This is a genomic window from Tolypothrix tenuis PCC 7101 (assembly GCF_963874875.1).
Taxonomy (GTDB): Bacteria; Cyanobacteriota; Cyanobacteriia; order Cyanobacteriales; family Nostocaceae; genus Aulosira; species Aulosira tenue.
This window is the reverse complement of the sequence record NZ_CAWNJS010000001.1, coordinates 1,362,772-1,384,477: the sequence shown is the minus strand read 5'-3', so window position 1 is coordinate 1,384,477 and position 21,706 is coordinate 1,362,772. Positions and strand designations below refer to the sequence as shown.

Below are 21,706 nucleotides of genomic sequence, written 5' to 3'. Positions count from 1 at the left end.
TAAACCACTTACTCGCTAGTGGAAACCCGAACTTGGCAAAGTGGACTTTAAGCGAGAGAATAAAAACACGTCGCCCTTAACATTTTCTTTGTGAATAACGTCCGTACTGTCTCTGATACAAAACGAACATTCTACTCTGCTCACACCCGTCCAATCAACACGATTTATCGTCGGGTAGTGGAAGAGTTGATGGTGGAAATGCATCTGCTGTCAGTAAATGTCGATTTTAGCTACAATCCGATTTATGGCTTGGGCGTTGTCACAACCTTTGACCGGTTTATGCAAGGCTACCAACCAGAACGGGATAAGGAATCGATTTTTAGTGCTTTATGTCAGGCTGTAGAGCAAGACGAGCAACGCTACAGACAAGATGCTGAAAGATTGCAAGGTATAGCTAAAAGCTTACCAGTAAATGATTTAATTGCCTGGCTGAGTCAAAGTACTACTTTAGATAGAGATGCTGACTTGCAAGCGCAATTGCAAGCGATCGCCAATAATCCTAACTTTAAATACAACCGCTTATTTGCAATTGGTTTATTTTCGTTATTGGAAATTTCCGATCCTGAATTAGTCAAAGACGAAAAGCAGCGCAATGAAGCTCTGAAAAAGATTGCTACTGGCTTGCATCTGTCTGATGATAAATTCACTAAAGATTTGGATCTTTACCGATCTAATCTCGATAAAATAGCACAGGCGCTAATAGTAATGGCAGATATGCTCTTAGCCGATCGCAAAAAACGCGAACAGCGCAAGCAACAATCAACTACTACTGTTGCACCTCCCAGTACCAACGAATAGTACATAGTAAAACTATTTTCGATTCTGGATTGACCCCGACCATCAGGCTACGGGGTTTGTATGTTTTAGATTCGAGTCATACCAATTCAAAATTTAAAATTAGCCAAGCCAGATAACAAAATAGGTTTTTGTTTTGGCTCTGTTGCTGAAGGTTGAAAATTGGGTATTTTTCACTTCAGATTAATCGCTATACACCCAATAATCGGTAAATTAAATTGTTGATGATAGTGAGTGCAAACGCTCCTAATATGGCACTCCAAATACCGAAGCGTAAGCGAAAACCTTCTACTAACCAAGCAGCAATACTAAAACAAACAACGGCGACCATAAATGTAAACAAGCCGGATAACATATCTAATGTAAGCAGACTTGGTAATACAAAAGCGAGTCCGAGAATTGGTCTTACTAATGCTGTTACAATGCCGAGAACTGCTGCTGAAAGTAATGCTTTATCAGAAGTATCAATTTCTACTCCCAAAGGGAGCTTACTAATAATCAACAAACTGATAGATGTTACTATCCAAACAACCACAATTTTCCAAATTTCACTCATTTCCACAACCCTGAAAATGCTAATGGCGATAGGAATTGAAATGAAAAAGTGCTGATTCTTGAGATAAAAATACTAAGCTATTACCCATTTAAGTTGCACATTCTTGCATTAATTTTTGTCTATCTTGGCTTGGGAATGCTAGTTTAATAAACGCAGAAAGCCAGCGTAATTAACTAGTCAATCTCTATTCAAGAAAGAGCTATCTTAATGAGTAAATATGCAAAATAAACCTGTTTTAACTTAATAGCCTGTGTAATTCATCTCGATGAGTTCGTAATGAGTTAGCCTTGTGCTGAAAATTTCAAGACTCAAGCACTAATTACGAACTTATGTACCCCCACCAAGACTACAAACAGACGAATAAATGCTCAGTCTACTGGGAAACAATTTTTGAAAATCAGCTTACTATTTCTAAATTAGCAGAGTTTTTTTATTTCGGCAAAGTTTATTTGGAATATTTTTAGTTTTAAGCTGTATATCATGCAAGTTGCATCATTAAATTGTGGATGTTGACGGTTGATATTTAACAGTTATTAATCCCAAACATGAGTGACTTTGTAATTTAAAATGCCAGTAATAGGTGAGTTACAAAAAGAAGTAAAAATATTAGTACAAAATTAAATACGTGACAGTTTAGGTAATACAAAAAATAAATTATCTAAATAATCAGTAAGGTGCGTTACTTAATTAACGCACCATTTGCAGATCATCTTGCAGGAGTTGAAGTAGTTTTTCCTGGTGCTACAGTTGTGTTGGGTGTTGTGGTATTGGGAGCAATCTGAAGATTTTGACCAGTTTGAGGCGAAGTAGGTGCTGTGGGTAAGTTAGGATTAACATTACCTTGGGGATTGATGCCTGGTTCTGGTGCATTATTTGGTACAGGATTAGCACCAGGGTTAGTGGGAAAAGCTGGAATACCAGGAAGAGTAGAATTAGTAGGTGTTTGAGGTTGGTTTGGTATAATTCCCAAAGATACGCGATCGCCTCCTACTTGGCGAAGTAAGTCTAAGGTTTCGATAACATCGTTGTATGTTGCTGTCCGCGATGCATTCAGTACTAAAACGCCATTAGGGTTTTGTTGAACATAATTCTTTAAAATTGCTGCTAATTGGTCTCGTCTGACCATTTGTTTTTCTACATAGGTTTGACCAACAGCGTCAACAGTTACAGGTAATATATTGCTATTACCCTGTAGTGCGGCAGTTGGTGATGTACCAGTGTTAGCTTTAGGTAAATCTAGATTAATAGCATTAATTGCTTCTTGGCGAGTGAATTGCAAAGCTGCCAATAAGAAAAATGTCAAAATACAAAAAACGACATCAATTAAGGGAATAAGCTGAATTTGAACTTCTTCAACTGGGGTATGTAAATTAATTTTCATTGTTTCTCTGGTGGCTATTTGAGAGTTGGAATTACCAATTATTAATTCGTAATTCGTAATTTCAGGAAAACCTATTAACGATGGTAACTACGAATTACGAATTATCAACTACGAATTGCTTTGATTATTCTCAGAATCTAATGAATCAGTTGGTTCTGAAACTTCTGGAGAATTAGAAAACTTGTTTCTACCGCGTTTACGGGGTGGGGTGAAATTTTCCCGTGCAGATTCTCGCAAAATTATTGATGCAGTATTACTCAAGTCTGGCGGCGACTGACGGTAAAGCAATTCCATATCATTACCAGCTTTGCGAAAAACCTTGACTTGGTTAACTACAAAACTTTGAAATAAGCGGTAGAAGACCAAACTCACAATAGCAACTATTAATCCACTGGCTGTACTAATTAGGGATTCACCAATACCAGTAGTTACCCCAGCAGCAGATTCGGTTCCCAAGTCACCAATCCGAATTGAACGTAGAGATTGAATCAAACCTAAAACTGTACCCAATAATCCCAAAAGTGGTGCAAGTGCAATAACAGCTTCTAAAAGCTTTTCGCCTCGCCGCATTCCAGCTAGCTCGTCTTCTGCGTTTGCTTCCAGCGCCAAGCGAAAGGTTTCTGCATCGTTTTTTGTGAGTCTCAACGGAGCATAGAGAAACCGACCGATAGGTTGATTTGTAGCTTGTCTAGCAATATCTGCTGCTACTTCCCAATTCTCAGCAGCAGCATCTAAAACGCGATCAACTATTTCTTTTTCTTGAGTGAGAATTCGCAGCCAGAACCACAAACGCTCAAAAATCACACTCAAAGCTAAAATTGACAGCGCCAGCAAAGGCCACATCGCTGGGCCGCCTTTGTGAAACAAATCTAAAATATCCACGGTTTAAGTCTCCTCTCTGCATATCTAGAGCAACTATGCCAAAGCAATTTAATTCTAGAGATTAATGCACCACTACCATACTCTTATGCCGGATTACATAATCACAATATTTATCTTGCATTTTCACTGTACATAACCTCAGCAGCCAGAATGCTGATCATCTCTAGAGTTAACAATTTTGAATTTTGTAGACCTAAGCCTTTTCACAGGTATTTGGAATTTTGAATTGTTTTAGGACTTCCAGAAAATAAATTATGCAATGAGTTCAGAGCAAATATCATTGTATAGTTCTTCCTCCACTGCTTCTTCAGCTTCCCATAATCAAGGGAGCGATTGTATATTTTTTAGTTGGAAGTTCCCTAGTAGCATCTCCCAGACAAAATTGGACGGTTATTCCCACCGGGAATTTCAAGCACAATTTGCCAAAATTAAAGGTAACTGGAGGTTCAAAACATGAAATTTTCACTTGAATCAGTTTACACTTGGTATCGGAATTTGCTTCGCAATCCCAAATACCGTTGGTGGGTAATTTTAGGAACACTAGTTTATATTGTCAGCCCCATTGATATCGCCCCAGATTTTATTCCCATTGTGGGAGAAATTGATGATGTTCTACTGCTTACCCTGCTAGTGACTGAGGTATCTGGACTCGTGATTGAAGGCTGGAAAGCTCGTAAGGGTTATGTAGAAACCAATACAAGTACTACACCCGAGGATTCTAGCGCCACCGGAAATACTGTCGATGTTGATGCTGTATCTGTCAAGTAGTTTTTTAAAAAATATAAAATTTGACGAACCCCCTGCTTTCTAAGTAGGGGGATATTTTTTGTGACGTAAAAGCTTATTTCCCGGGTGGTTTATATCTCTTTGACAAACTCCGTCAAGAAGCGGAAAGCTTTCAAAATATAGTTAGCGCAATCTCTAGGAGAGGTATTGTAAAACGATCGCCAAGCATTGGCCTTATCCTCATCATAGCGATCGCCTCTTTCGGGATGGGCATCTAACCATGCTAATCTGACGGCATGACCAATTAATACATCTAAGACGATATATTCTTCTACTTGCAGGTTGGGGTTATTGGCTGCGATCGCTCCTAGCTCAACTAATGCTTCAATATTTACTTGACGGTATTCTGGAGCCTCAATTTTATTCAGCAGATGCTCAACTAATAAAGCAAAGTTTTTTTCGCCTGGTGTCATTTCTGACAGCATTAATTCACTATCCAAGCGATTGCGGCGTTCTAGTTTATCGCCAATCACGATCCCTTTGCAATGTTTCATTAATAGCCAAACTTGCTGGAAAAAGTCTTTGGGTACGCGTCCAGTTGCGCCTTCAGCTTGGCGGAATCGCCGCCATCCACCTGCTGAAACTTCAATTTCTGGATCATTAGTGGATGGTAATACCCAATCAATATCGCTTTCTTTTTGTTTGACGTGGAGTGATTCTTGCTGGCGTAACAGCTTACTCATCCCCGCATATTCAGCTAAGACGTTTTGCAACCGCGTCTTGACTTCAAACGGTGATAACTGCATTAAGTATTCATAGGCTTCATCTTGAGTGACGTTTAATTCTCTAGCTAGTTTGCTGGTAATTAATAGGATGAGGTAGCCAACTTTTAATGTCAGCAATCCGCGAAAGAGTTCGGGTTCAGTTCTAATTAGGACACCCAGATAGATGATAATCTCTTGGGTCAAAACGCGATCGCGGATATCTTCACGACAAAAGTTTTTAATCTTCTCGGCTATTTCATGGTGAGACTTGGGTACAGTAATGAGCGAATCTTCGCTGTAAGCTCTACCTACAGAAATTTGCTTACCCCGTACTAAAATACTCGTGACAGCATCGGACAAACCAATATCAACCATTTGTCGCAAACCTGCAACCCGACGCACGATCGCCCACAGTCCTAAGTCGCCAGCTTTGGTATATACTTCATCCAGTAAATTATCTACTGTGACCACAGCCTTGGGCCCACCAAACCCAGTATCAAAATCTAGCCCTTGCAAGCGGCTTAAAGTCTGCAATAGCTCAATTTGCTCGTAAATATTTTCGGAAGCACGTAAAGCTGATAGCAATAATCCCAAGTTAGTTTCACATTCCATTTGGAATTCTTGGGTATGCCCTAATTGCCAATTTTTACCGGGATGATATGCCAAATAATAGCAATGTAGCCCTGCATCTTTGACGGCTGGTAGGGAAAATTCATCATCTCGCAGAAAATCAATTCTTTGAATTGCTGCTGTTAACATTAATTGATTTAATCGCCCTAGTTTTACCCTGACACCATTGCATACACCATTTTTCAATTCTTGCATTAATTCTAATAAGGCATCCGAACCAATTTCTAACATGGTATGGGTTAACATCAAAGTCAGGGTAGGACGACCTAAATCACTCCAGTATTTTTGAATGTAAGCGAGTTCACTTCTAATTTGATCGAGCAGAAAATGGTAATCAAGAGTTAAGTAAAACTGTTGGGCATCTAAGAAAGATGGTAAAAATACAATTGTTTGACCATGAATGCGAAAGATGCGCGATGTCGTTAAACTGCGTAAGCGCCGCACTGGTCGCCCTGTTAAGCCTAGTTTATCGTTACGCCCAATTTGGGTATAAATAGTTGAAAGATCCCCAGCATTTCTAACTTGAATCGGTTCTAATTGTTTGGGTGTTTGGGTTTCAATTCCATAAACTTCGAGTTTTGTTTGTAGTTCTTCATCTTCTGCTACTAAAGCAATTTGGACGAGGGATTCTCGTTTTTTACCGCTAGATAAATGTCTACCTAAAGGGTCAATATCACCAATGGCAATTAGCCCATCATTTAACATTTGGGCTAGGAAATATAAACTTTGAGCCCATACTAGGGGAACATTTTCATTCGGTAATCGGGGTTGACTTTGGGGTGCTGCTTTTTCAGCTTCTATATTCTCCTCAGCCACATAATATAGTTCTGGTAATAACTGCAAGCCATCGCGTTCTACGAGTAAGGATGCTAAACGCTCTTGGTAATATTCAACCTGTGCTTTATCGTTCCTAAATAAGCCATCTAATAATAAATAAGTGAAAAATAAAGGCCATTCACACTCTATATGCTCAAATTGCTTTAGTTCCCACGGTTCGTAGTGTAGACGTTGGTTATCTTCTAAAACAGTTTGATGTCCATCTCGCAGGAAGCGTTTACAGCCGTATTTCCCCTGAAGTTTTCTAATGATATCGTTAAGGGTGCGATGGCGTAATTTATCGTCTTCTACTGCAAACGAGGGAAAGCTAACAATACTCAACAGCGCCGCATCAATTTCTTTGGAACCAGATTCTCTCGGTAATAGCGATTCTAAAGTTACCCGCGCACGCGCAATTTCATCTGGGAGAACATGAATTACTGAAGCTTGACTTCCACGTACACCAAATAAATCTAATCCGTTGATGGCTTCTAACGCCGCTTTAGCCATCCCGACAGAACTAGCGTTTAACTCCGCATTACCTCGATTTATCTTGTTACCACGTTCCCAAATGCCGTAATCTGGTGTGCGATAGGCTCGTCCAATGTAGTAAACCAAATTTTGGACAAAATTAACTTCATCAATGGTATAAATTATTTGCAAGCCGGAAGCAGTCATTTGTGCCAACATCAACAAAAATATTGATGTGGCATCTATTTGTAAATGTCCCCATTCATCATCGCCTACCACAATATCACCAGTAGCAGTGTTGTATTTGGCATGTAAGCCATCTAAGGGAGACTGAGTATGTTTAAATTGTTCTACTTTATGAACTTGTCGCATCATTGCAAACAGCAATCCACGCATCAGCTTGATTACACTATGCTCTAGTTCATAGGTGTAGCCTTTGTCTTCATCAATTTTGCGATACGCAAGTGCTAAACCCCACACTGCCAAAATGCTATAAACATTGTCTCTTACCCAGGCATCAGTATAATCGCCGTGGGCTGTTATAGCTGTACTCGCAGGTAGCAAACCAGTAATGGGATTCTGACGGCTAAGAATAATTGTTTTGATTTGCTGATAGTAATTCTCTAGGCGAGCATACAATTCTGACGTAGTGTTCATGGTATTAGTAGGCGCAACTTGCGGAAATCAACCCTGTGACTGTGAAGTTAAAGATGTGAGCCAAGCCAGATCGAGTTCTGGTATTAGCAATGATATTACAGATGAGAGCGGTATCAGTTAATTATTATCATCTGTTGTTAACCATCTGGTGACAGAATTTTCCCGGAGATAGGACTGAAAATATTTTTAAAATCTTTATCTGCGTCCAGACATACTTATACCTATCTTTAACCTGTTTTATTAATTCTAAAGTAGGATAAATAATCATACAGAAGAAGCAACACTACTCAGTCATAAATTGAGTAGATTATGGGTAATATAACTTCAGAAGTTAATAAGTTTATAAAGAGGGTAAGGAATTATGTCTGTACGTTATAACCAAAATAATGCTCCCCTAGTAAAAGTAGTTTACTCCCAAGTAAAAGTTAATGGGAAGCTGCAGCTAGTGCCATTAGAACTATATGCTGATGGTTCGCTTAAACGTTCCCAAGGATGAGTTTGGATATTTATAAGCAAATACAGTTTAGTTAAGAAAATTAATTGATAACAAAACCAAACAACTAATTACTCAACAAAAAAACAAAACCATAATTTTGGAGGGGGTTTGGGGAATTCTCCCCCAATTGATCTGGCTTCTTTAATAAATGACAAATCAATCCCTAATGAGCTTAACTGAACTGTATTGATCTATCAGCGAGATTTTAGTACCAGAGAGAATTTATTCGAGACTTCGCACGAATTTAATTTATAACTAACTTATTTGAGGACAGGATTACACAAATTCGTGACTAATTATATTAAAAGAGGGTGCGTTAGCCTATGGCTTAACACACCCTATAATTTGAAAATTACAAACTAAATTCTGCTGCATTATCTTCATCTAAAGTTGCATCTTTTCCGGCAACAGTGGGTTTAAATTTAGCATCATGAATCAATTGCGAAAATACCATCTTGGGGTTGTGATGCAGAATATTCAATACACTAATAAAATCCCTGACAATCTCTCCTGGTGTCAGCAAGGCTTCTGCACCTAAGCGATTAACAATTTCTTTGACAAATTCATTTAACTCGCGATTACTCAAAGTCTTTTCATAGCCAAAATTTTGAGCATGAATCTCAATTATGCGTTGCAATAGCGTGAGTATCTCTTCTTTGCTTAAGGGATTGAGCCTAATTACTGGCCCTGAATATTCTTGTACCCCAGCTTGAGTAACAAAGCGGCTTTCTTTGGTGCGTCTGCGCCAAGCTTGGTCTGCAAATAATCCCCGATTTGGGTCTTCTAAAAATTTTGTAGTTCCACCAATAAAAATACCGAGATGTTCGGCTTTGCACTGCATAGTATCGTTAAACATTGCGAGGAGCCGATTATAATTTTTCTCCCGCGTTACTGTAGTAGATATTTGATATAAATGTACCGATTCATCAACAAAAACTAATAGCCCTTTATAACCGATTTCTGCGACAAATTTAGCTAAGAGTTTAATGTAGTCATACCAACTATCATCATCAATGATCACACGCACACCTAAAGCAGCTTTCGCTTCAATTTTGGTGGTGAATTCTCCTCTTAACCACCGCATAGCAGCATTTTTTAAGTTATCATCATCCAAGCGATAACCACGCCAATAAGCAATAATGACGTTGCCAAAATCAAAACCGTGGACTAAATCTTCAATGTACTGAACAACTTCCCGAATTTTTTCCTCAACTTTGTCATCAAAGCCTTCATCATTGGGACGTAAGCTAGTTTCTTTGGCTACTTCTTGTTGAATTTTATTAATCCATCCTTCCAAAATTGAGACTAAAGCACCACCATCGGGACGAGTTTTTGTAGCGAAACGACTCATTAATTCGCGATAGGTTGCTAGACCTTCATTATTGCTTCCTGCTAGGCGGCGTTCTGAGGATAAATCCGCATCCGCTACTACAAAACCTTGTTCCATAGCACGGCTGCGAAGCAATTGGAGAATGAAGCTTTTCCCAGAACCGTAGTTGCCAATTATAAACCGAAATGCCGATACCCCTTCTGCAATATCATCGAGATTCTGTAATAGGCTTTTGAGTTCTTGTTCCCGACCTACTGCTATATGTTCAACTCCTAATCGAGGTACTACTCCCGCACCTAGGGAATTAATTAAAGCAGTGGATATTTTTTTCGAGAGTTTGAGCTTTGCCATGTAGTTGATCTCACCTGATTTTGAAAGCAGAGGCTTATAGCCAGCAAGTTAAGTCAGGTATATACCATACCTTATAATAATTTTACAATGGTATGAATATTTTAATAAATTTGGTGCAGACAATCTACTTGTAGCAATGCGATGTCATCTATGAAACTGCTAATTAAATCAATAATTTGACCTATTATTTTGAGCTATTATATATCTTCTTGATAGTTAGCCAGCATTTTTTTCACATTGCTGATATATTCTGGATAAATTTCTGGTGGCTCCACATTTGTATTAATAATTAATTCACCTAAAGTATCACTGGCTTTACCATTGATTGCATCTATTAATAAATTTGGCATGGTAATATTTGCTTCTGCAATCTGTTTAATGGTAGTTTGGCTATTTTCGGGAGATGCTAGGACTTTGATAACGTCAATTTCATGATTTTGTAGATGCTCAAATAAATGATGCCATTCTTCAGATAAAGCCTCAAATGTATCAGTTTTGATATCTATTGTTTCTAGGGGTTCAATTAATTCTGCAAACGGAAATAATTCTACATTTTCTTCATGTCTTCTATCTGCTAATGGTTCGGGGTTAAGTGTTTCCAGTTGCTGAAGTAATTCCCAAACTTGACTTTGCAACAAGTCGCGTTCTTCTTGTAATAAAAATATTTGCGCTTGTAATTTCTGGAGTTCTGCTTGGTGTTCTCCTATTTTAGTTTGTACGTCATTTAAGTTAGATTCTATATTTTCTGTATTATTGCTGGTGTTTAGCAATAATTGATTTTTTTGGTTAAACTCAACTTCTAAATTTTGCAGTTCAATTCGCAGTTCGTAGAGTTTTTCTTCGATTTGTGGTTTCAGTCTACCTAGGAGAGTTATATTATTTTCTATTTCTTCTTTTTCTTGCAGAAGTTCGCTAATTTGATGCTGTAACTGATTAATTTCGGAACGAGAGACGTTACAGTTTAATTCCAGACGGCGTTTTTCTGCATTGAGCATAGAAACTGCATTATTCAGTTCTGCTTTATTTTGCTCTAAGTTATGAATTTCTGTACTAATAACGGTAATTTCATGCTCGAACTGTTTCTTTTGTCCCGCAAAAGTACTGAGTTCGCGTTGAATACTATCTCGTTGATTGCGAGATTCAGCTACTTTATTTTGTAAGTTTTTTGATTCTGTATATAAGGAATTGCGGTGTTCTTCAAGTTGATGCACTTCTCTAGCAATTCGAGATTTTAATTCCTCTAGTTCTTTGATGCGCTTTCGCAAAGAACTTAAGATCAGCATTTCGTGATTTTTGCGCCGCTTATCTACAGATAATGCGGCTGCATAGGTAGCAATTACAGTAATGATACCTGTGACAAAGGCTTTAGAATAATCCCAGTTGGGGACAAGACTAAGACCAAAACTGACACTAAAGGCTACTATTCCTAGAAATAATCGATTGCTTAATACTGCTGAGTGCATATTATTATTGATTTTTGGCCTAGTCACCTTGTCAACATCATTACTTTTTAAGGACATGACCCCTCACTTTGTCTCTGGGAAGTCTGCGGTTGTGAAGATTGGCACATAACATGGTTCTGAAAGTATTCAAAGATTGCAACTAACAACTTACTAATTGCCCTATTCAGGCTCATCTGTATGATTTTTTATACCAGAAACTGCTAAGTCAGCTTTTAAGAAATCAATAAATTGCCTTGCTGTGCGTCCAGAACGACCGTTATGGCGAGTAGCCCACTGTAATGCTTGATACTCCAAGTCTTCTTGACTAATATTAATTTCTGCTTGTGCTGCTAAATGCCGGACAATTTTTAAATATGTTTTCTGATCTGCCCCCTCAAAGGTCAAGGTTAAACCAAAGCGATCGCTAAAGGAAAGCTTCTCTTGCATGGTATCCCAAACATGGATTTCTTCGTGATCTTTGGGCGCAGGCCTATCTGTGTAAAACTCGCGAATCAAGTGGCGGCGATTGGATGTGGCGTAGACAACTACATTCTCAGGACGTGCAGTTAAATTCCCTTCTAACACTACCTTGAGGGCTTTAAAAGCATCGTCATCTTCTTCAAAGGAAAGGTCATCGACAAAAATAATAAATTTCTGTGGTACACCCCGCAATTGTTCTACAATCAGCGGTAAGTCTCGCAATTCCGATTTTGTGACTTCTATTAAACGGAGATTGCGATCGCTATACTCGTTTAACAAAGCTTTGACTAAAGAAGATTTTCCTGAACCGCGGCTACCATAAAGTAATACGTGCAGTGCAGTTTCCCCTGCTAATAAAAATTCTGTATTTTTTAACAAAGCGTCCCGTTGTGGCTCATAACCTGCAATTATACCCAGTCTCACAGGGTCAGGATGCTTAATACCCACAAAGTTACCACCTTGCCAGCGCAAAGCCCGATATTCTGCAAATAAACCTGTACCACACTGGCGATAATAAGCTGCTAAATCCTCTACTGCATCAGCCCAATTATCCGAATTGTGAAGAGATGCAATTGCCTTATTTTCTACTTCGGCCTTATCTTGCTCTTTGTACCAAACGACAGGTGAAACTGGTAGATGTGCTACCGTTTGTACCCACTCACTCAAAGCCGCGCTACTGCACTCATATAAACTCTGCAACAGGTGTAAATCATTTTGTGCTGCGGCGACTAATGCAACAGGGATATTTGCAAATTCTTGCTGTTGCGCCTGCTTGCTAAAGGGATTTTCCGCAATCAGAATTTGACTAATGAGGTAATCTTCCCAATTTTGATTGTTCGCAGCCAAGGCGTGAAAGTAATTGCCGTAGGCTTGTAGGCAACCTCGCCCATCGGCATCAGTGTATCGTATCGCTTGCAACAACTCCAGAAAAGCAATCCCCACTTCGCTTTGCAGAACAGATTGGTAAAGTAATAGTGAGGCTGCTTGGCGCTGGAGGAACTGAATTTTGGCAGAGGATGAAGTGCTTCCGGTAGACAACATCGCTTGACTATCCATCAATCAATTGGGTGATGAGCTTCAACAGCTATGGTAAATTGTCTGGCGACCGCGGCCGCAAAATCAAAATCTACACAGGTTTTAACAATGGAATTAGGTATAGTTGCCGCATTTGTCTATGGTATTTTGGCTTTGATTGGCGGCATCATTGGCTATGTTCTAGCAAGTAGTAAAATTTCCCTGCTAAGTGGTAGTATTAGCGGTTTATTACTCATTATTGCTGCCTTTTTGCAATTACAAGGCCAAATATGGGGTTTATTTGTAGCAGCTTTTATTACTGCTGCATTAGTGGTTTTCTTTAGCTTGCGGCTAGCGAAAACCCGCAAGTTTATGCCTTCAGGATTAATGATTATTTTGGGTGTGTTGGCATTGATACTGATGGTAAATCAAATGGTGGGTGTGAAGTAGGGGGTTGGGGACTGGGGATTAGGGACTGGGGACTGGGAGATATTTTCATTACCCAATGCCCAATGCCTAATGCCCTAAGTAATTATATAGTATATTTGTTCTATTATTGCCTAGAAGAGTTTAACGCCTCATGATGCAGGTGCTATCTGGCGCTTGTTATTTGTACATAGATAAATTACGGGTTAATAGTTTTAGCATTTGTAATTTAGGTAAATCATAAATGATGGGTCATACCCCTCAATCAATTGCTCTACAACATCATTTATTCTCAGTTAGTTGTTAGAAAGTTTGTAATATCTAAGTTTGACCTCGTAATATATGCATACTAAGCCCTGCCGCACAGGAAAATTTGCGCTGTGTGTCTAGAAATGATTAAAAATTCAGTTATCAAAGCGACAATTTACAATGAATTTGGAAAGTAAATATTAAAATTTCTCTAAAAAAAATAATTTTTACTCAGCTAAAATATCCGGTTTTGTTTGCTTGATGATGTTAAATAAAAATATGAATGCTGAATCTCATATTTTGAGAATCTAAGAGTCTGGAAGATTGGTAGAAGCGTGAATCATCACATTTATGTGATGCACAATACCGTTTTTTATCATCTCCAAAACTCTGTTTTTAGCATCTAACAACATCCATTACTAAGAGTTTTTTTCCAATGGCATTTGGTAATTGGTATGAGGAGAATAAATGTCAAATGCCAATGCCTAAAATATCTAGCTTGATATATACAGCTTAATAACTGCACTACTTAGTTAAATCCAACAAGATTGCAGTATTAATAATGTCATTAGATTTTATTAAAGCTGCCAAAACGTGAAAACCTGTGTACATCAAAAGACACAAGCGCAGAAATCAAAATATACCTACGTAGCTATGCTCATAAATGTAAAGATTGCACAATTTAAGTTATCAAACTGTAAAGGGATATTAAAGAAACAGCAAATAATATATTGGCATTTTGGCAGATTTTTGTAATTTAGATGGGATATTAATAGATAGTACGAATAATTATAGATATTCATACGTTAGTTGCTATCTACCTAAAAATACTAGATTTCAGGTAATCCTGAGATAGGTGATTCTTCCCGCAATTTTACGTACTAGGAAATAATAATACATGGTATTATCACTGTCTTCTCAAAATGTTATCCGGTATCTGCAAGAAGCAGGTCTGTGTAGCTCAGAAGATGGAGCAACCAACGAATCTGAGTTACCAGATAGAACTAAGAATTTGAATTTAATAGTTAGTCTGGAAGATAATCGCAAACTGCTGGTTAAACAAGAAGTCAGCAATCATCATGATGGAACTCCCCAAGAGTTTTTCAAGGAGTGGCTGTTTCACCAATTGCTACAGCAGTTTCCGGTTATTGGTAATATTTCTGCGATCGCATCATTATTACTACATTATGACGAGGAAAATTCTATCCTTGTCCGTAAATATTTGAGTGACTATGAACAGCTAGGGCATTTTTATCAAAAAACTGATATTTTTGCCGATGAAATTGCTACAGCTATAGGCACAACTTTAGCAGGGTTACACCGTGCTACTTTCAATGGTCGAGAGTATCGCGATTTTATGAATACTGCGCCTGCGGGACAGTTTCGTTATCACTTCTATAATCCGGCTCAAGGGATAGAGTCAATTACACCAGAGATTTTTGCTCAAGTTCCCACCCAAGCGCTGCAATTCTATCAACTCTACCAGCGCTACGAAAGTTTAGAGTCAGCAATTGCAGACTTAGCTTATGAATGGAATCCTTGCTGTCTCACTCATAACGATTTGAAGTTAAACAATATTTTAGTGCATTCTCGCTGGCAGCAGCTTGATAATTGCCTGATTAGATTAATTGACTGGGAAGCTTGCGGTTGGGGAGATCCCGCTTTTGACTTGGGTACATTATTAGCCAGCTATTTAGAGATTTGGCTTTCTAGTTTAGTAGTAGATCCTACTTTACAGTTGGAAGAATCTTTGCATCTGGCGGTGACACCCTTGGAAGTGATTCAGCCTTCAATATTGGCTTTAATTCGAGGTTACCTAAATGCTTTCCCCGTAATTTTAGAGTATCGTAGTGATTTTATTTTACGAGTTGTTCAGTTTGTTGGGTTGGGATTGATTCACCAAATTCAGGACAAGATTAAAAATCGCCAAGATTTTGATAATACTGACATTTGTATGATGTCGGTGGCGAAAAACCTATTAACTATGCCGGAACAAGGTATATTGACTGTGTTTGGCATTTCCGAGTCCGAAATCTTAAAACCTGTAGCGAAAGTACATAAATTGCCGCAGCCAGAAAGAGAGAAGCAGTTGGTTCGTTTGTATTACGAAAAAACCCGTCTCCGCGGTTGTTAAGCGAATCAAGCATACAATTAAACATGCAAAATTGTAATTTTTGCATTTGAAGTTTTTCCCATCATATATTTATCTGCTGAATTTTCCCTAAAGTCTTTATGACCTAAAGTATGCATTAGGGAAGGCACAGTATTGGCTATTTGTTGGTTGTCCAATTTCCCATTCTGAATTTTGAGGTGGTAATTAACTATGGTATATTCTTCTGTTCAACAACCCCTAACTTCCCTATTTGATATTGCTAGCAATATTCAGATTGAGCCGAACTTTTGCATCCACCATCCCAATTATCAACCATTTGCATTACCTGCCAAAATAGCAGATAGATTTCAGCAAAATTCTGCAGATTTACAGCAGAAATATTTAACTTTATTACTGCGGAATTTTTTGTATGGTATCTATTACAATGGCTCCTTACAAAATGTTTTAGCTGTCAAAGCTGATGCTGCAAACCAATTACCACATCAAAATTTAGAAAACTATTCCGCTTTAGGAATTGACGGGGAATTTTACGAACGTCTGCATAATTGCAACCACGGGACAGGTTATTTTGATCCTAGTTGGGAAGTGTTGCGGCACGAACCAGATGGTAGCATGGCTGTGAATAAGGGTGGTTTGACACTGTACATCGAACCAGACTGCCATCTGAAGGCTCATTCTCAAGCTGCGAAAATTGGCGAATTAGTGTCAGTATGGATGCCGAAAAATCGCATCCAAAACGGCTGTTACTTAGCAGTTAGCAATTTTGGACAGGAAAGACAAGACAACCCAGAGGATGATTTGGGTACAGGACGAATCTATTTTAATCTTACACCATTTGGTGCGATCGCGCTCATGGATAGTTTGACAATGGAACTCAACGAAGCTGGTATTCCTTTTAGCTTCCAAGTTCCCTATAATCCTGCTGCTTATGGACGTTACGATTCAGGGGTACTCTACTTTGAACGTAACAACTATCTAGCAATCCGTGAGGTTCTGCAAGGTGTGTATGCAGAACATGAGGCGCATTTTAACCCCGAAATTCCTCTATTTACTAAGTTTTTGGCACCTGGGCTAAGTTTAGCTGAAGAACCCATCAAAAAATTTGCCGCACAAGAAACTTTTGGCATGAATCGCTGTCAAATTGTTGCCAATGCTTTGTTGGATGCTTGGTATAAAGGCAGGAATGCTTATGATGAACGGATGCAATCTATTAACCGCCACTTTAACCGTCATCTAGTAGATGTGCAGCGTCCTTACCTCAATCCTAGTTCTCAGGATATTTACTCTCCTCTCAGCTAATATTTTGTAGCATTCTCAATAAATTTAGGGTGGGCAGCATATAGAGTTAAATAATGTCCATCCCAATAATTATCGGTTAAGGGGAAAAAGGGGAATGGGAAAAGGGAACTAACAAACCTTTAACCTTTTCCCCTTAACCAATTTTGAGTTCAAAACGCTATCCCTTGAAGTATTGATGTCTATCCTATCAATATGGATACATGATACAGTCCAAATAAGATAATTAGCCGTAGATAAATGCCAGTAATGCAATATGTCAGTGTGTTAGCTGAGTTACGGTAAAATTATGTAGAGCAGGCAGTAAGTCTGCTATTTTTATGCTTGATTTATTAAACTATGCCTTTTACATATAACCGTAGCGTTCGCTTTCAAGATACTGATGCTGCTGGGGTAGTATATTTTGCGAATATTTTGGGGATTTGTCATGAAGCTTATGAAGAATCTCTAGAAGCAGCAGGTATTAATTTAAAAACTTTTTTTAGCAATCCATCGGTAGCTTTTCCGATTGTTCATGCTAATGTTGATTTTTTCCGTCCGGTGTTTTGTGGCGATAAGCTAGTAGTGTGTTTAATGCCACAAAAGTTAGGTGGTGAGAAGTTTGAAATTGCTTATGAGATTTCTGTGTCTGAGGTAATAGTTGCTAAGGCAATTACAAGGCACGTTTGTATTGATGCGAATAGTCGAACTAAGCAGGAATTGCCTGTGGAAATAGCCAATTGGTTAGAAACGAACCGCAGAGACACAGAGGAAGCAGAGAGAAGAAAGGCAAGGGAAACTATGTAGGTAAGAGGTTATTTATAAAGTAAAAATAAAATTACTGTAGGGTGTGTTAGGCGCTTATTTCCAATATGATTTCTCGCAGAAGAACTATTTTAGCGCCTAACGCACCGCCGCATTGATGGTGCGTTACGGCTAAATTTCATTGTCACTAAGCACCAAATTCTTTCATAGCCGTAACACACCCTACTTAAGATTTACTTTATAAATGGTCTCTAAGTCGTTGCGATTCAAGATTATTAGTTAGGGCTGTCATTGGTCCTTAGTCATTTGTCATTGCTAAAAGTTAGAGTATTCTATCAGTTATAAATTATTTCATACTTAAGCCTTCTTGTACTAATTTCTGTAGTTGTTGGCGGTTAATTTTACCTTGGGAATTGCGAGGTAAAGTTGATACAGAAATCCAGTATTTGGGAATTTTAAATTTACATAGTTTATCTTGGATAGCTGTTTTAATTTCTAATGATGTATAGGATGCTTTAGGAATATAAATTGCTGTTAATACTTGCCCCCAATGCTTATCAGGTACACCAATTACACAAATATCATCCACCATTTGAGTTGCTCTAATGGTTGACTCAACTTCGGCAGGATAGATGTTTTCACCTCCGCTAATTATTTTGTCACTGTTACGCCCCAGAATGTTTAAATAACCTTGCGCGTCTAAAAAGCCAACATCATCTACTGAAAAACTATCTTGTTTATCCCAAATTTTTGGATAATATCCCAGTGCTAAAGATTGTGCTTGAATAGTGATATTTCCTGGTTGATTGCAATTTAAGATTTCTCCTTTTTGATTGCAAATAGTTATTTGAGCATGGGGAAGAATTTGACCGGAATTAACTTTACCATTGAGAAAATCATCTGGTTTTAAGGTAGCTATTTGAGAGGCGGTTTCTGTCATCCCATAAGTAGGTGCTAATCGAATTTGATGAAACCTAGCTTTTTCTAATAGTTCATCCCACGCAGGCGCACCACCTAACATAACTGTTTGAAATTGTGATATCCACTTAGTTAATGAGGGGTTTTGTAAGAGGCGTTTTAGCTGAGTGGGAACTAAAGATATGAAAAAATCTGAGATTTCAATATCATATATTTGACCAGCTTCTAATGCTTTGAATGGTAAAATAGCTAGTTTTCCACCAGTGGTAAAAGAGCGCATAAATTGCATTAAACCACTGACGTGATAAAGCGGTAATACACAAAAAGAATTAATATAATTTAACTGAAAATATTCTTTAAATCCTTGCACAGATGCCATTAATGTGTTCCAAGTGTGGATGGCGAACTTAATTTTCCCTGACGATCCACCAGTGGGAATCATGATTAGTGGTGAGTGGGGGGGTGGGGGAGATAAGGGGGATGAGGCGGATGAGGGGCGAGAAAGATTTAATTTATTTAAGTCTCCCCAAATGATATCTGGTTGTACTAAATCGAAAACTTGTTGCCATTCTTGTGTTCCCCAGTCGGGGTTACAGAGAAATACTGGAAAATTAGCAGCACAAGCTGCTATAAAACCTGCTAAAAATCGCTCTGGTTGGCGTTCGGCTAAAATTATTTTGAGTTTTGTTCCTGATGCAGACAATTGCAAGAGTTCTGAATACCATTCCTCTGCTAATTGCTGCATTTGAGAACTATCACAACCTATTAGGCAATCAGCAATACCTAAATTATTCAGAATATTAAGATAGCTTACAGGTTTTGCCATAAACGTTGAAGCCATGTTTCTTCTTCTTTTTTCAATAAATGGTTGATTCCAAAACCAACTGCGCGGTTAGGCTGAGATAATTCTGCTGCTAGCTTGAGTGCTGCGTATCTCCCGATCGCAGTTTCAAAGACGGAGGAAAAGACAGCATCAATGTTATGCTGCTTACAAAACTGCCGCAGACGGGATGGTGAACCTGCGATCGCTGGCTTAATTACAAAAATGTCTCGCCACCCTTGTTGATAAGCAGCATGAAGCTGTGAGAGTGTAGCGACAGATTCATCTAAAGCGATCGCTGTTTGATAACGGTTACTAAGCTGCAACATCGCCTCAAATTCTGTCACTGCTAGCGGTTGTTCGAGAAATTCCATTTTTTCAGGAAATTTATCACCATTTTCTAGCCATAACTCTGCTTCTTGGTAGCTAAGTCCGGCATTCGCATCCAATCGCAGTTTTGTAGAGGCTGGTAAACTGTCAATCAGTAAGTGAAAAATCTTCAATTCATTTGCGATCGCATCAACAGCAATTTTCCATTTAAACGTCCGATATCCTTCTTCCCAAAGTTTTTGCCATGTATTTAATGCTGCTTCTCCGGCTGGTAATAAGGCGCTAATGGGTAATGGGTAATGGGTAATGGGTAATGGGTAATTGGTAATTGGGATATCTCCCTGTCCCCTTGTCCCCTTGTCCCCTTGTCCCCAATCCCCAGTCCCCAATCCCTCCCAAGCTGACTCAAAACCGAATTGACAGGCGGGTAAAGCATCGGGAATCGAAAAGATGATCTCTTGTGTGATTTCCTGTGGTAGTTGGTGACAGAAATCTAAAGCTTGTGGGAGAGTTTCTGAACCAAACCAACTAATCGGCGGAATTTCGCCCCATCCCTCTCTACCAGCTGCATCAATCAGACGAAGAATAATGCTTTCGCGGATATCCCAATTACCATGACTGGTAGTAAGCGATCGCAAAAATTTCCGCGCTATCAGACGAAATTCAAATCTGTAAGTCACACTGTTGTTCTCTGTCCTTTGTCATTTATCCTTAGATGACAGTACAAAGATGAACCACAAAGAATAAAGCCTTGCCGGTGTTAGATGAAGCTGAAAGATGAATAGAGAATTATCAAGCTGTTAAGGTATTTACCTTCACCCTTCACCCTTCACCTTTTACCCTTTACCCTTTACGCTTCATCCTTTAAAGCACAAATCCCACGCCTAACAGCAAACAAGCCCAAAAATGTACGGCTACGGCGATAAATTTACAATTACTCACCTTGTCTGGCTGATTATGATATTGCTGGACGTGGCGGCATAATTTGAAAGCGTAGGGTAGACTTAGCCAACTTAACAGCGTCCAGACAGGGAAAATTCCCCATAACACCAAAATCAAGGTGAGGAGATAAATACTCGCGGTAAACCAAATGAGAACTTGAGATCCTGTTTTGGTTCCCAGGCGGACAATAGGCGATCGCTTTCCTGCTGCTATGTCATCATCTACCTGGTGAAAGTGGGAGCAAAATAAAATTAAACTGGTAACAATGCCGACAATTACTGAAGCTAGTAGGCTCGTCATTGACCAAGTTTGGGTTTGGCTATAGTATGCTGCACCCACTGCCAACGGGCCAAAGGCAAAAAAGCAGAGAATTTCACCTAAACCCTGGTATCCTAAACGAAAGGGAGGCCCTTGGTACATATAGCCCAAAGCACAACAAAGCAGAATTACCCCAATCACAGTTAGGTCTTTTTGCCAAGTTGCGATCGCTAGTATGCCCAGCAAACCCAAAATTAAGCAAAGATTTCCTAACCAAAATACTACTAACTTTTTTCCTGTTAAGTTTACCAGTGAATGGTGTTTATTTTTATCTATCCCCGTTTCGGAATCAAAGACATCATTACTGATATTTTCCCACGCCAGAATTAAAATTGCTGCTGCAATAAAAGTAGTAAATATTGTTGCATTAAAATTTTTGGTTTCTGCAAATGCTACCGATGTTCCTACCCAAATAGGCATAATGGCAACACTATACATCGGCGGTTTAATCGCTGCCATCCATAACTTGCTTTTGGGATATAAAATCTGCTGTGTAGTCATCAGTCGTGATTAACTAAATTGCCAGAACCTTACTCATATTAAATTTTATGGGTTTGAGCGACACTAAATGTTGTGAATTTGCAAAAAAACTGCGTTTTTTTCTGTAAATGGTTAACTCTGTGCTGATCAAACTTACTCTATATTGCAGCATAAAACTGAGCATGGCTTGTCGTGGTCTTGTAACACCAAAAACAAGGCAAACCATACTCTGGTTAAATGGTGACTGAATATGTTACCTGTAGAAATACGAGACCATGT

The 21,706-nt window shown here is 38.8% G+C and carries 17 protein-coding genes; 7 read left to right on the top strand and 10 right to left on the bottom strand.

All coding sequences use genetic code 11. The features are described from left to right. The first annotated feature begins 90 nt into the window (after positions 1-90). A complete protein-coding gene (gene psb29, locus AACU25_RS05580; RefSeq protein ID WP_096574273.1) occupies positions 91-798 on the top strand; it encodes a photosystem II biogenesis protein Psp29 in 708 nt (235 codons plus the stop codon). A gap of 187 nt (positions 799-985) precedes the next feature. On the opposite strand, the gene AACU25_RS05575 is transcribed toward psb29, so the two are convergent. From AACU25_RS05575 to AACU25_RS05565, 3 genes are all read right to left on the bottom strand, one after another. Continuing rightward, the gene (locus AACU25_RS05575) at positions 986-1,351 is read right to left on the bottom strand and encodes a phage holin family protein (protein WP_096574272.1); all 366 of its coding nucleotides are present in this window, start codon (positions 1,349-1,351) and stop codon (positions 986-988) included. A gap of 706 nt (positions 1,352-2,057) precedes the next feature. Next, on the bottom strand, positions 2,058-2,732 hold the full coding sequence (locus AACU25_RS05570; protein ID WP_096574271.1) for an ExbD/TolR family protein: 675 nt from the start codon (positions 2,730-2,732) through the stop codon (positions 2,058-2,060). 108 nt (positions 2,733-2,840) lie between these two features. Beyond that, the gene (locus AACU25_RS05565; RefSeq protein WP_096574270.1) at positions 2,841-3,614 is read right to left on the bottom strand and encodes a MotA/TolQ/ExbB proton channel family protein; all 774 of its coding nucleotides are present in this window, start codon (positions 3,612-3,614) and stop codon (positions 2,841-2,843) included. A 453-nt stretch (positions 3,615-4,067) separates the two neighbouring features. On the opposite strand from AACU25_RS05565, the gene AACU25_RS05560 reads away from it, so the two are divergent. After that, on the top strand, positions 4,068-4,382 hold the full coding sequence (locus tag AACU25_RS05560) for a YkvA family protein (RefSeq protein WP_096574269.1): 315 nt from the start codon (positions 4,068-4,070) through the stop codon (positions 4,380-4,382). Between the two features lie 89 nt (positions 4,383-4,471). Here the strand turns inward: AACU25_RS05560 and AACU25_RS05555 are convergent, their stop codons facing one another. Further along, positions 4,472-7,678: a glycoside hydrolase family 15 protein gene (locus tag AACU25_RS05555; protein WP_096574268.1), complete on the bottom strand. Its 3,207-nt coding sequence runs from the start codon at positions 7,676-7,678 to the stop codon at positions 4,472-4,474. Between the two features lie 361 nt (positions 7,679-8,039). Here AACU25_RS05555 and AACU25_RS05550 point away from each other — a divergent pair, with 361 nt between their 5' ends. Further along, on the top strand, positions 8,040-8,174 hold the full coding sequence (locus AACU25_RS05550; RefSeq protein ID WP_255325173.1) for a hypothetical protein: 135 nt from the start codon (positions 8,040-8,042) through the stop codon (positions 8,172-8,174). Between the two features lie 352 nt (positions 8,175-8,526). Here the strand turns inward: AACU25_RS05550 and AACU25_RS05545 are convergent, their stop codons facing one another. From AACU25_RS05545 to AACU25_RS05535, 3 genes are all read right to left on the bottom strand, one after another. Continuing rightward, positions 8,527-9,855 (bottom strand): ATP-binding protein, encoded by a 1,329-nt coding sequence (locus tag AACU25_RS05545; RefSeq protein ID WP_096574267.1) that lies wholly within the window; start codon positions 9,853-9,855, stop codon positions 8,527-8,529. 197 nt (positions 9,856-10,052) lie between these two features. Beyond that, complete coding sequence (locus tag AACU25_RS05540; protein WP_422641099.1) at positions 10,053-11,375, bottom strand: tellurite resistance TerB C-terminal domain-containing protein; 1,323 nt, start codon at positions 11,373-11,375, stop codon at positions 10,053-10,055. Between the two features lie 102 nt (positions 11,376-11,477). Further along, complete coding sequence (locus AACU25_RS05535; RefSeq protein ID WP_096574266.1) at positions 11,478-12,833, bottom strand: DUF815 domain-containing protein; 1,356 nt, start codon at positions 12,831-12,833, stop codon at positions 11,478-11,480. Between the two features lie 87 nt (positions 12,834-12,920). Here AACU25_RS05535 and AACU25_RS05530 point away from each other — a divergent pair, with 87 nt between their 5' ends. The 4 genes from AACU25_RS05530 (at position 12,921) to AACU25_RS05515 (ending at position 17,661) form a co-directional block, all read left to right on the top strand. Next, positions 12,921-13,241, top strand: coding sequence for a TMEM14 family protein (locus AACU25_RS05530; RefSeq protein WP_096574265.1), 321 nt, complete (start codon positions 12,921-12,923; stop codon positions 13,239-13,241). 1,123 nt (positions 13,242-14,364) lie between these two features. After that, positions 14,365-15,600 (top strand): phosphotransferase family protein, encoded by a 1,236-nt coding sequence (locus tag AACU25_RS05525; RefSeq protein WP_096574264.1) that lies wholly within the window; start codon positions 14,365-14,367, stop codon positions 15,598-15,600. A gap of 189 nt (positions 15,601-15,789) precedes the next feature. Continuing rightward, entirely contained in the window at positions 15,790-16,878 is a 1,089-nt protein-coding gene (locus tag AACU25_RS05520) for a T3SS effector HopA1 family protein (protein ID WP_096574263.1), read from the top strand. A 336-nt stretch (positions 16,879-17,214) separates the two neighbouring features. After that, entirely contained in the window at positions 17,215-17,661 is a 447-nt protein-coding gene (locus AACU25_RS05515) for an acyl-CoA thioesterase (RefSeq protein ID WP_096574262.1), read from the top strand. A gap of 304 nt (positions 17,662-17,965) precedes the next feature. On the opposite strand, the gene AACU25_RS05510 is transcribed toward AACU25_RS05515, so the two are convergent. The 3 genes from AACU25_RS05510 to menA form a co-directional block, all read right to left on the bottom strand. Then, positions 17,966-19,363: an AMP-binding protein gene (locus tag AACU25_RS05510; protein WP_096574261.1), complete on the bottom strand. Its 1,398-nt coding sequence runs from the start codon at positions 19,361-19,363 to the stop codon at positions 17,966-17,968. Beyond that, positions 19,348-20,367 (bottom strand): o-succinylbenzoate synthase, encoded by a 1,020-nt coding sequence (locus AACU25_RS05505; protein ID WP_096574260.1) that lies wholly within the window; start codon positions 20,365-20,367, stop codon positions 19,348-19,350. The genes AACU25_RS05510 and AACU25_RS05505 overlap by 16 nt, the downstream gene beginning before the upstream one ends. 184 nt (positions 20,368-20,551) lie before the next feature. Continuing rightward, the gene (gene menA, locus AACU25_RS05500) at positions 20,552-21,448 is read right to left on the bottom strand and encodes a 2-carboxy-1,4-naphthoquinone phytyltransferase (RefSeq protein ID WP_096574259.1); all 897 of its coding nucleotides are present in this window, start codon (positions 21,446-21,448) and stop codon (positions 20,552-20,554) included. Positions 21,449-21,706: the final 258 nt, after the last annotated feature.

Excerpts from the sequence above, each read along its gene's own strand:
- AACU25_RS05535 (WP_096574266.1), bottom strand. The coding sequence starts at position 12,833 with ATGGATAGTCAAGCGATGTTGTCTACCGGAAGCACTTCATCCTCTGCC.
- AACU25_RS05560 (WP_096574269.1), top strand. The coding sequence starts at position 4,068 with ATGAAATTTTCACTTGAATCAGTTTACACTTGGTATCGGAATTTGCTT.
- AACU25_RS05520 (WP_096574263.1), top strand. The coding sequence starts at position 15,790 with ATGGTATATTCTTCTGTTCAACAACCCCTAACTTCCCTATTTGATATT.
- AACU25_RS05570 (WP_096574271.1), bottom strand. The coding sequence starts at position 2,732 with ATGAAAATTAATTTACATACCCCAGTTGAAGAAGTTCAAATTCAGCTT.
- AACU25_RS05530 (WP_096574265.1), top strand. The coding sequence starts at position 12,921 with ATGGAATTAGGTATAGTTGCCGCATTTGTCTATGGTATTTTGGCTTTG.
- AACU25_RS05515 (WP_096574262.1), top strand. The coding sequence starts at position 17,215 with ATGCCTTTTACATATAACCGTAGCGTTCGCTTTCAAGATACTGATGCT.
- menA (WP_096574259.1), bottom strand. The coding sequence starts at position 21,448 with ATGACTACACAGCAGATTTTATATCCCAAAAGCAAGTTATGGATGGCA.
- AACU25_RS05540 (WP_422641099.1), bottom strand. The coding sequence starts at position 11,375 with ATGTCCTTAAAAAGTAATGATGTTGACAAGGTGACTAGGCCAAAAATC.
- AACU25_RS05545 (WP_096574267.1), bottom strand. The coding sequence starts at position 9,855 with ATGGCAAAGCTCAAACTCTCGAAAAAAATATCCACTGCTTTAATTAAT.
- AACU25_RS05525 (WP_096574264.1), top strand. The coding sequence starts at position 14,365 with ATGGTATTATCACTGTCTTCTCAAAATGTTATCCGGTATCTGCAAGAA.
- AACU25_RS05510 (WP_096574261.1), bottom strand. The coding sequence starts at position 19,363 with ATGGCAAAACCTGTAAGCTATCTTAATATTCTGAATAATTTAGGTATT.
- AACU25_RS05550 (WP_255325173.1), top strand. The coding sequence starts at position 8,040 with ATGTCTGTACGTTATAACCAAAATAATGCTCCCCTAGTAAAAGTAGTT.
- AACU25_RS05575 (WP_096574272.1), bottom strand. The coding sequence starts at position 1,351 with ATGAGTGAAATTTGGAAAATTGTGGTTGTTTGGATAGTAACATCTATC.
- AACU25_RS05555 (WP_096574268.1), bottom strand. The coding sequence starts at position 7,678 with ATGAACACTACGTCAGAATTGTATGCTCGCCTAGAGAATTACTATCAG.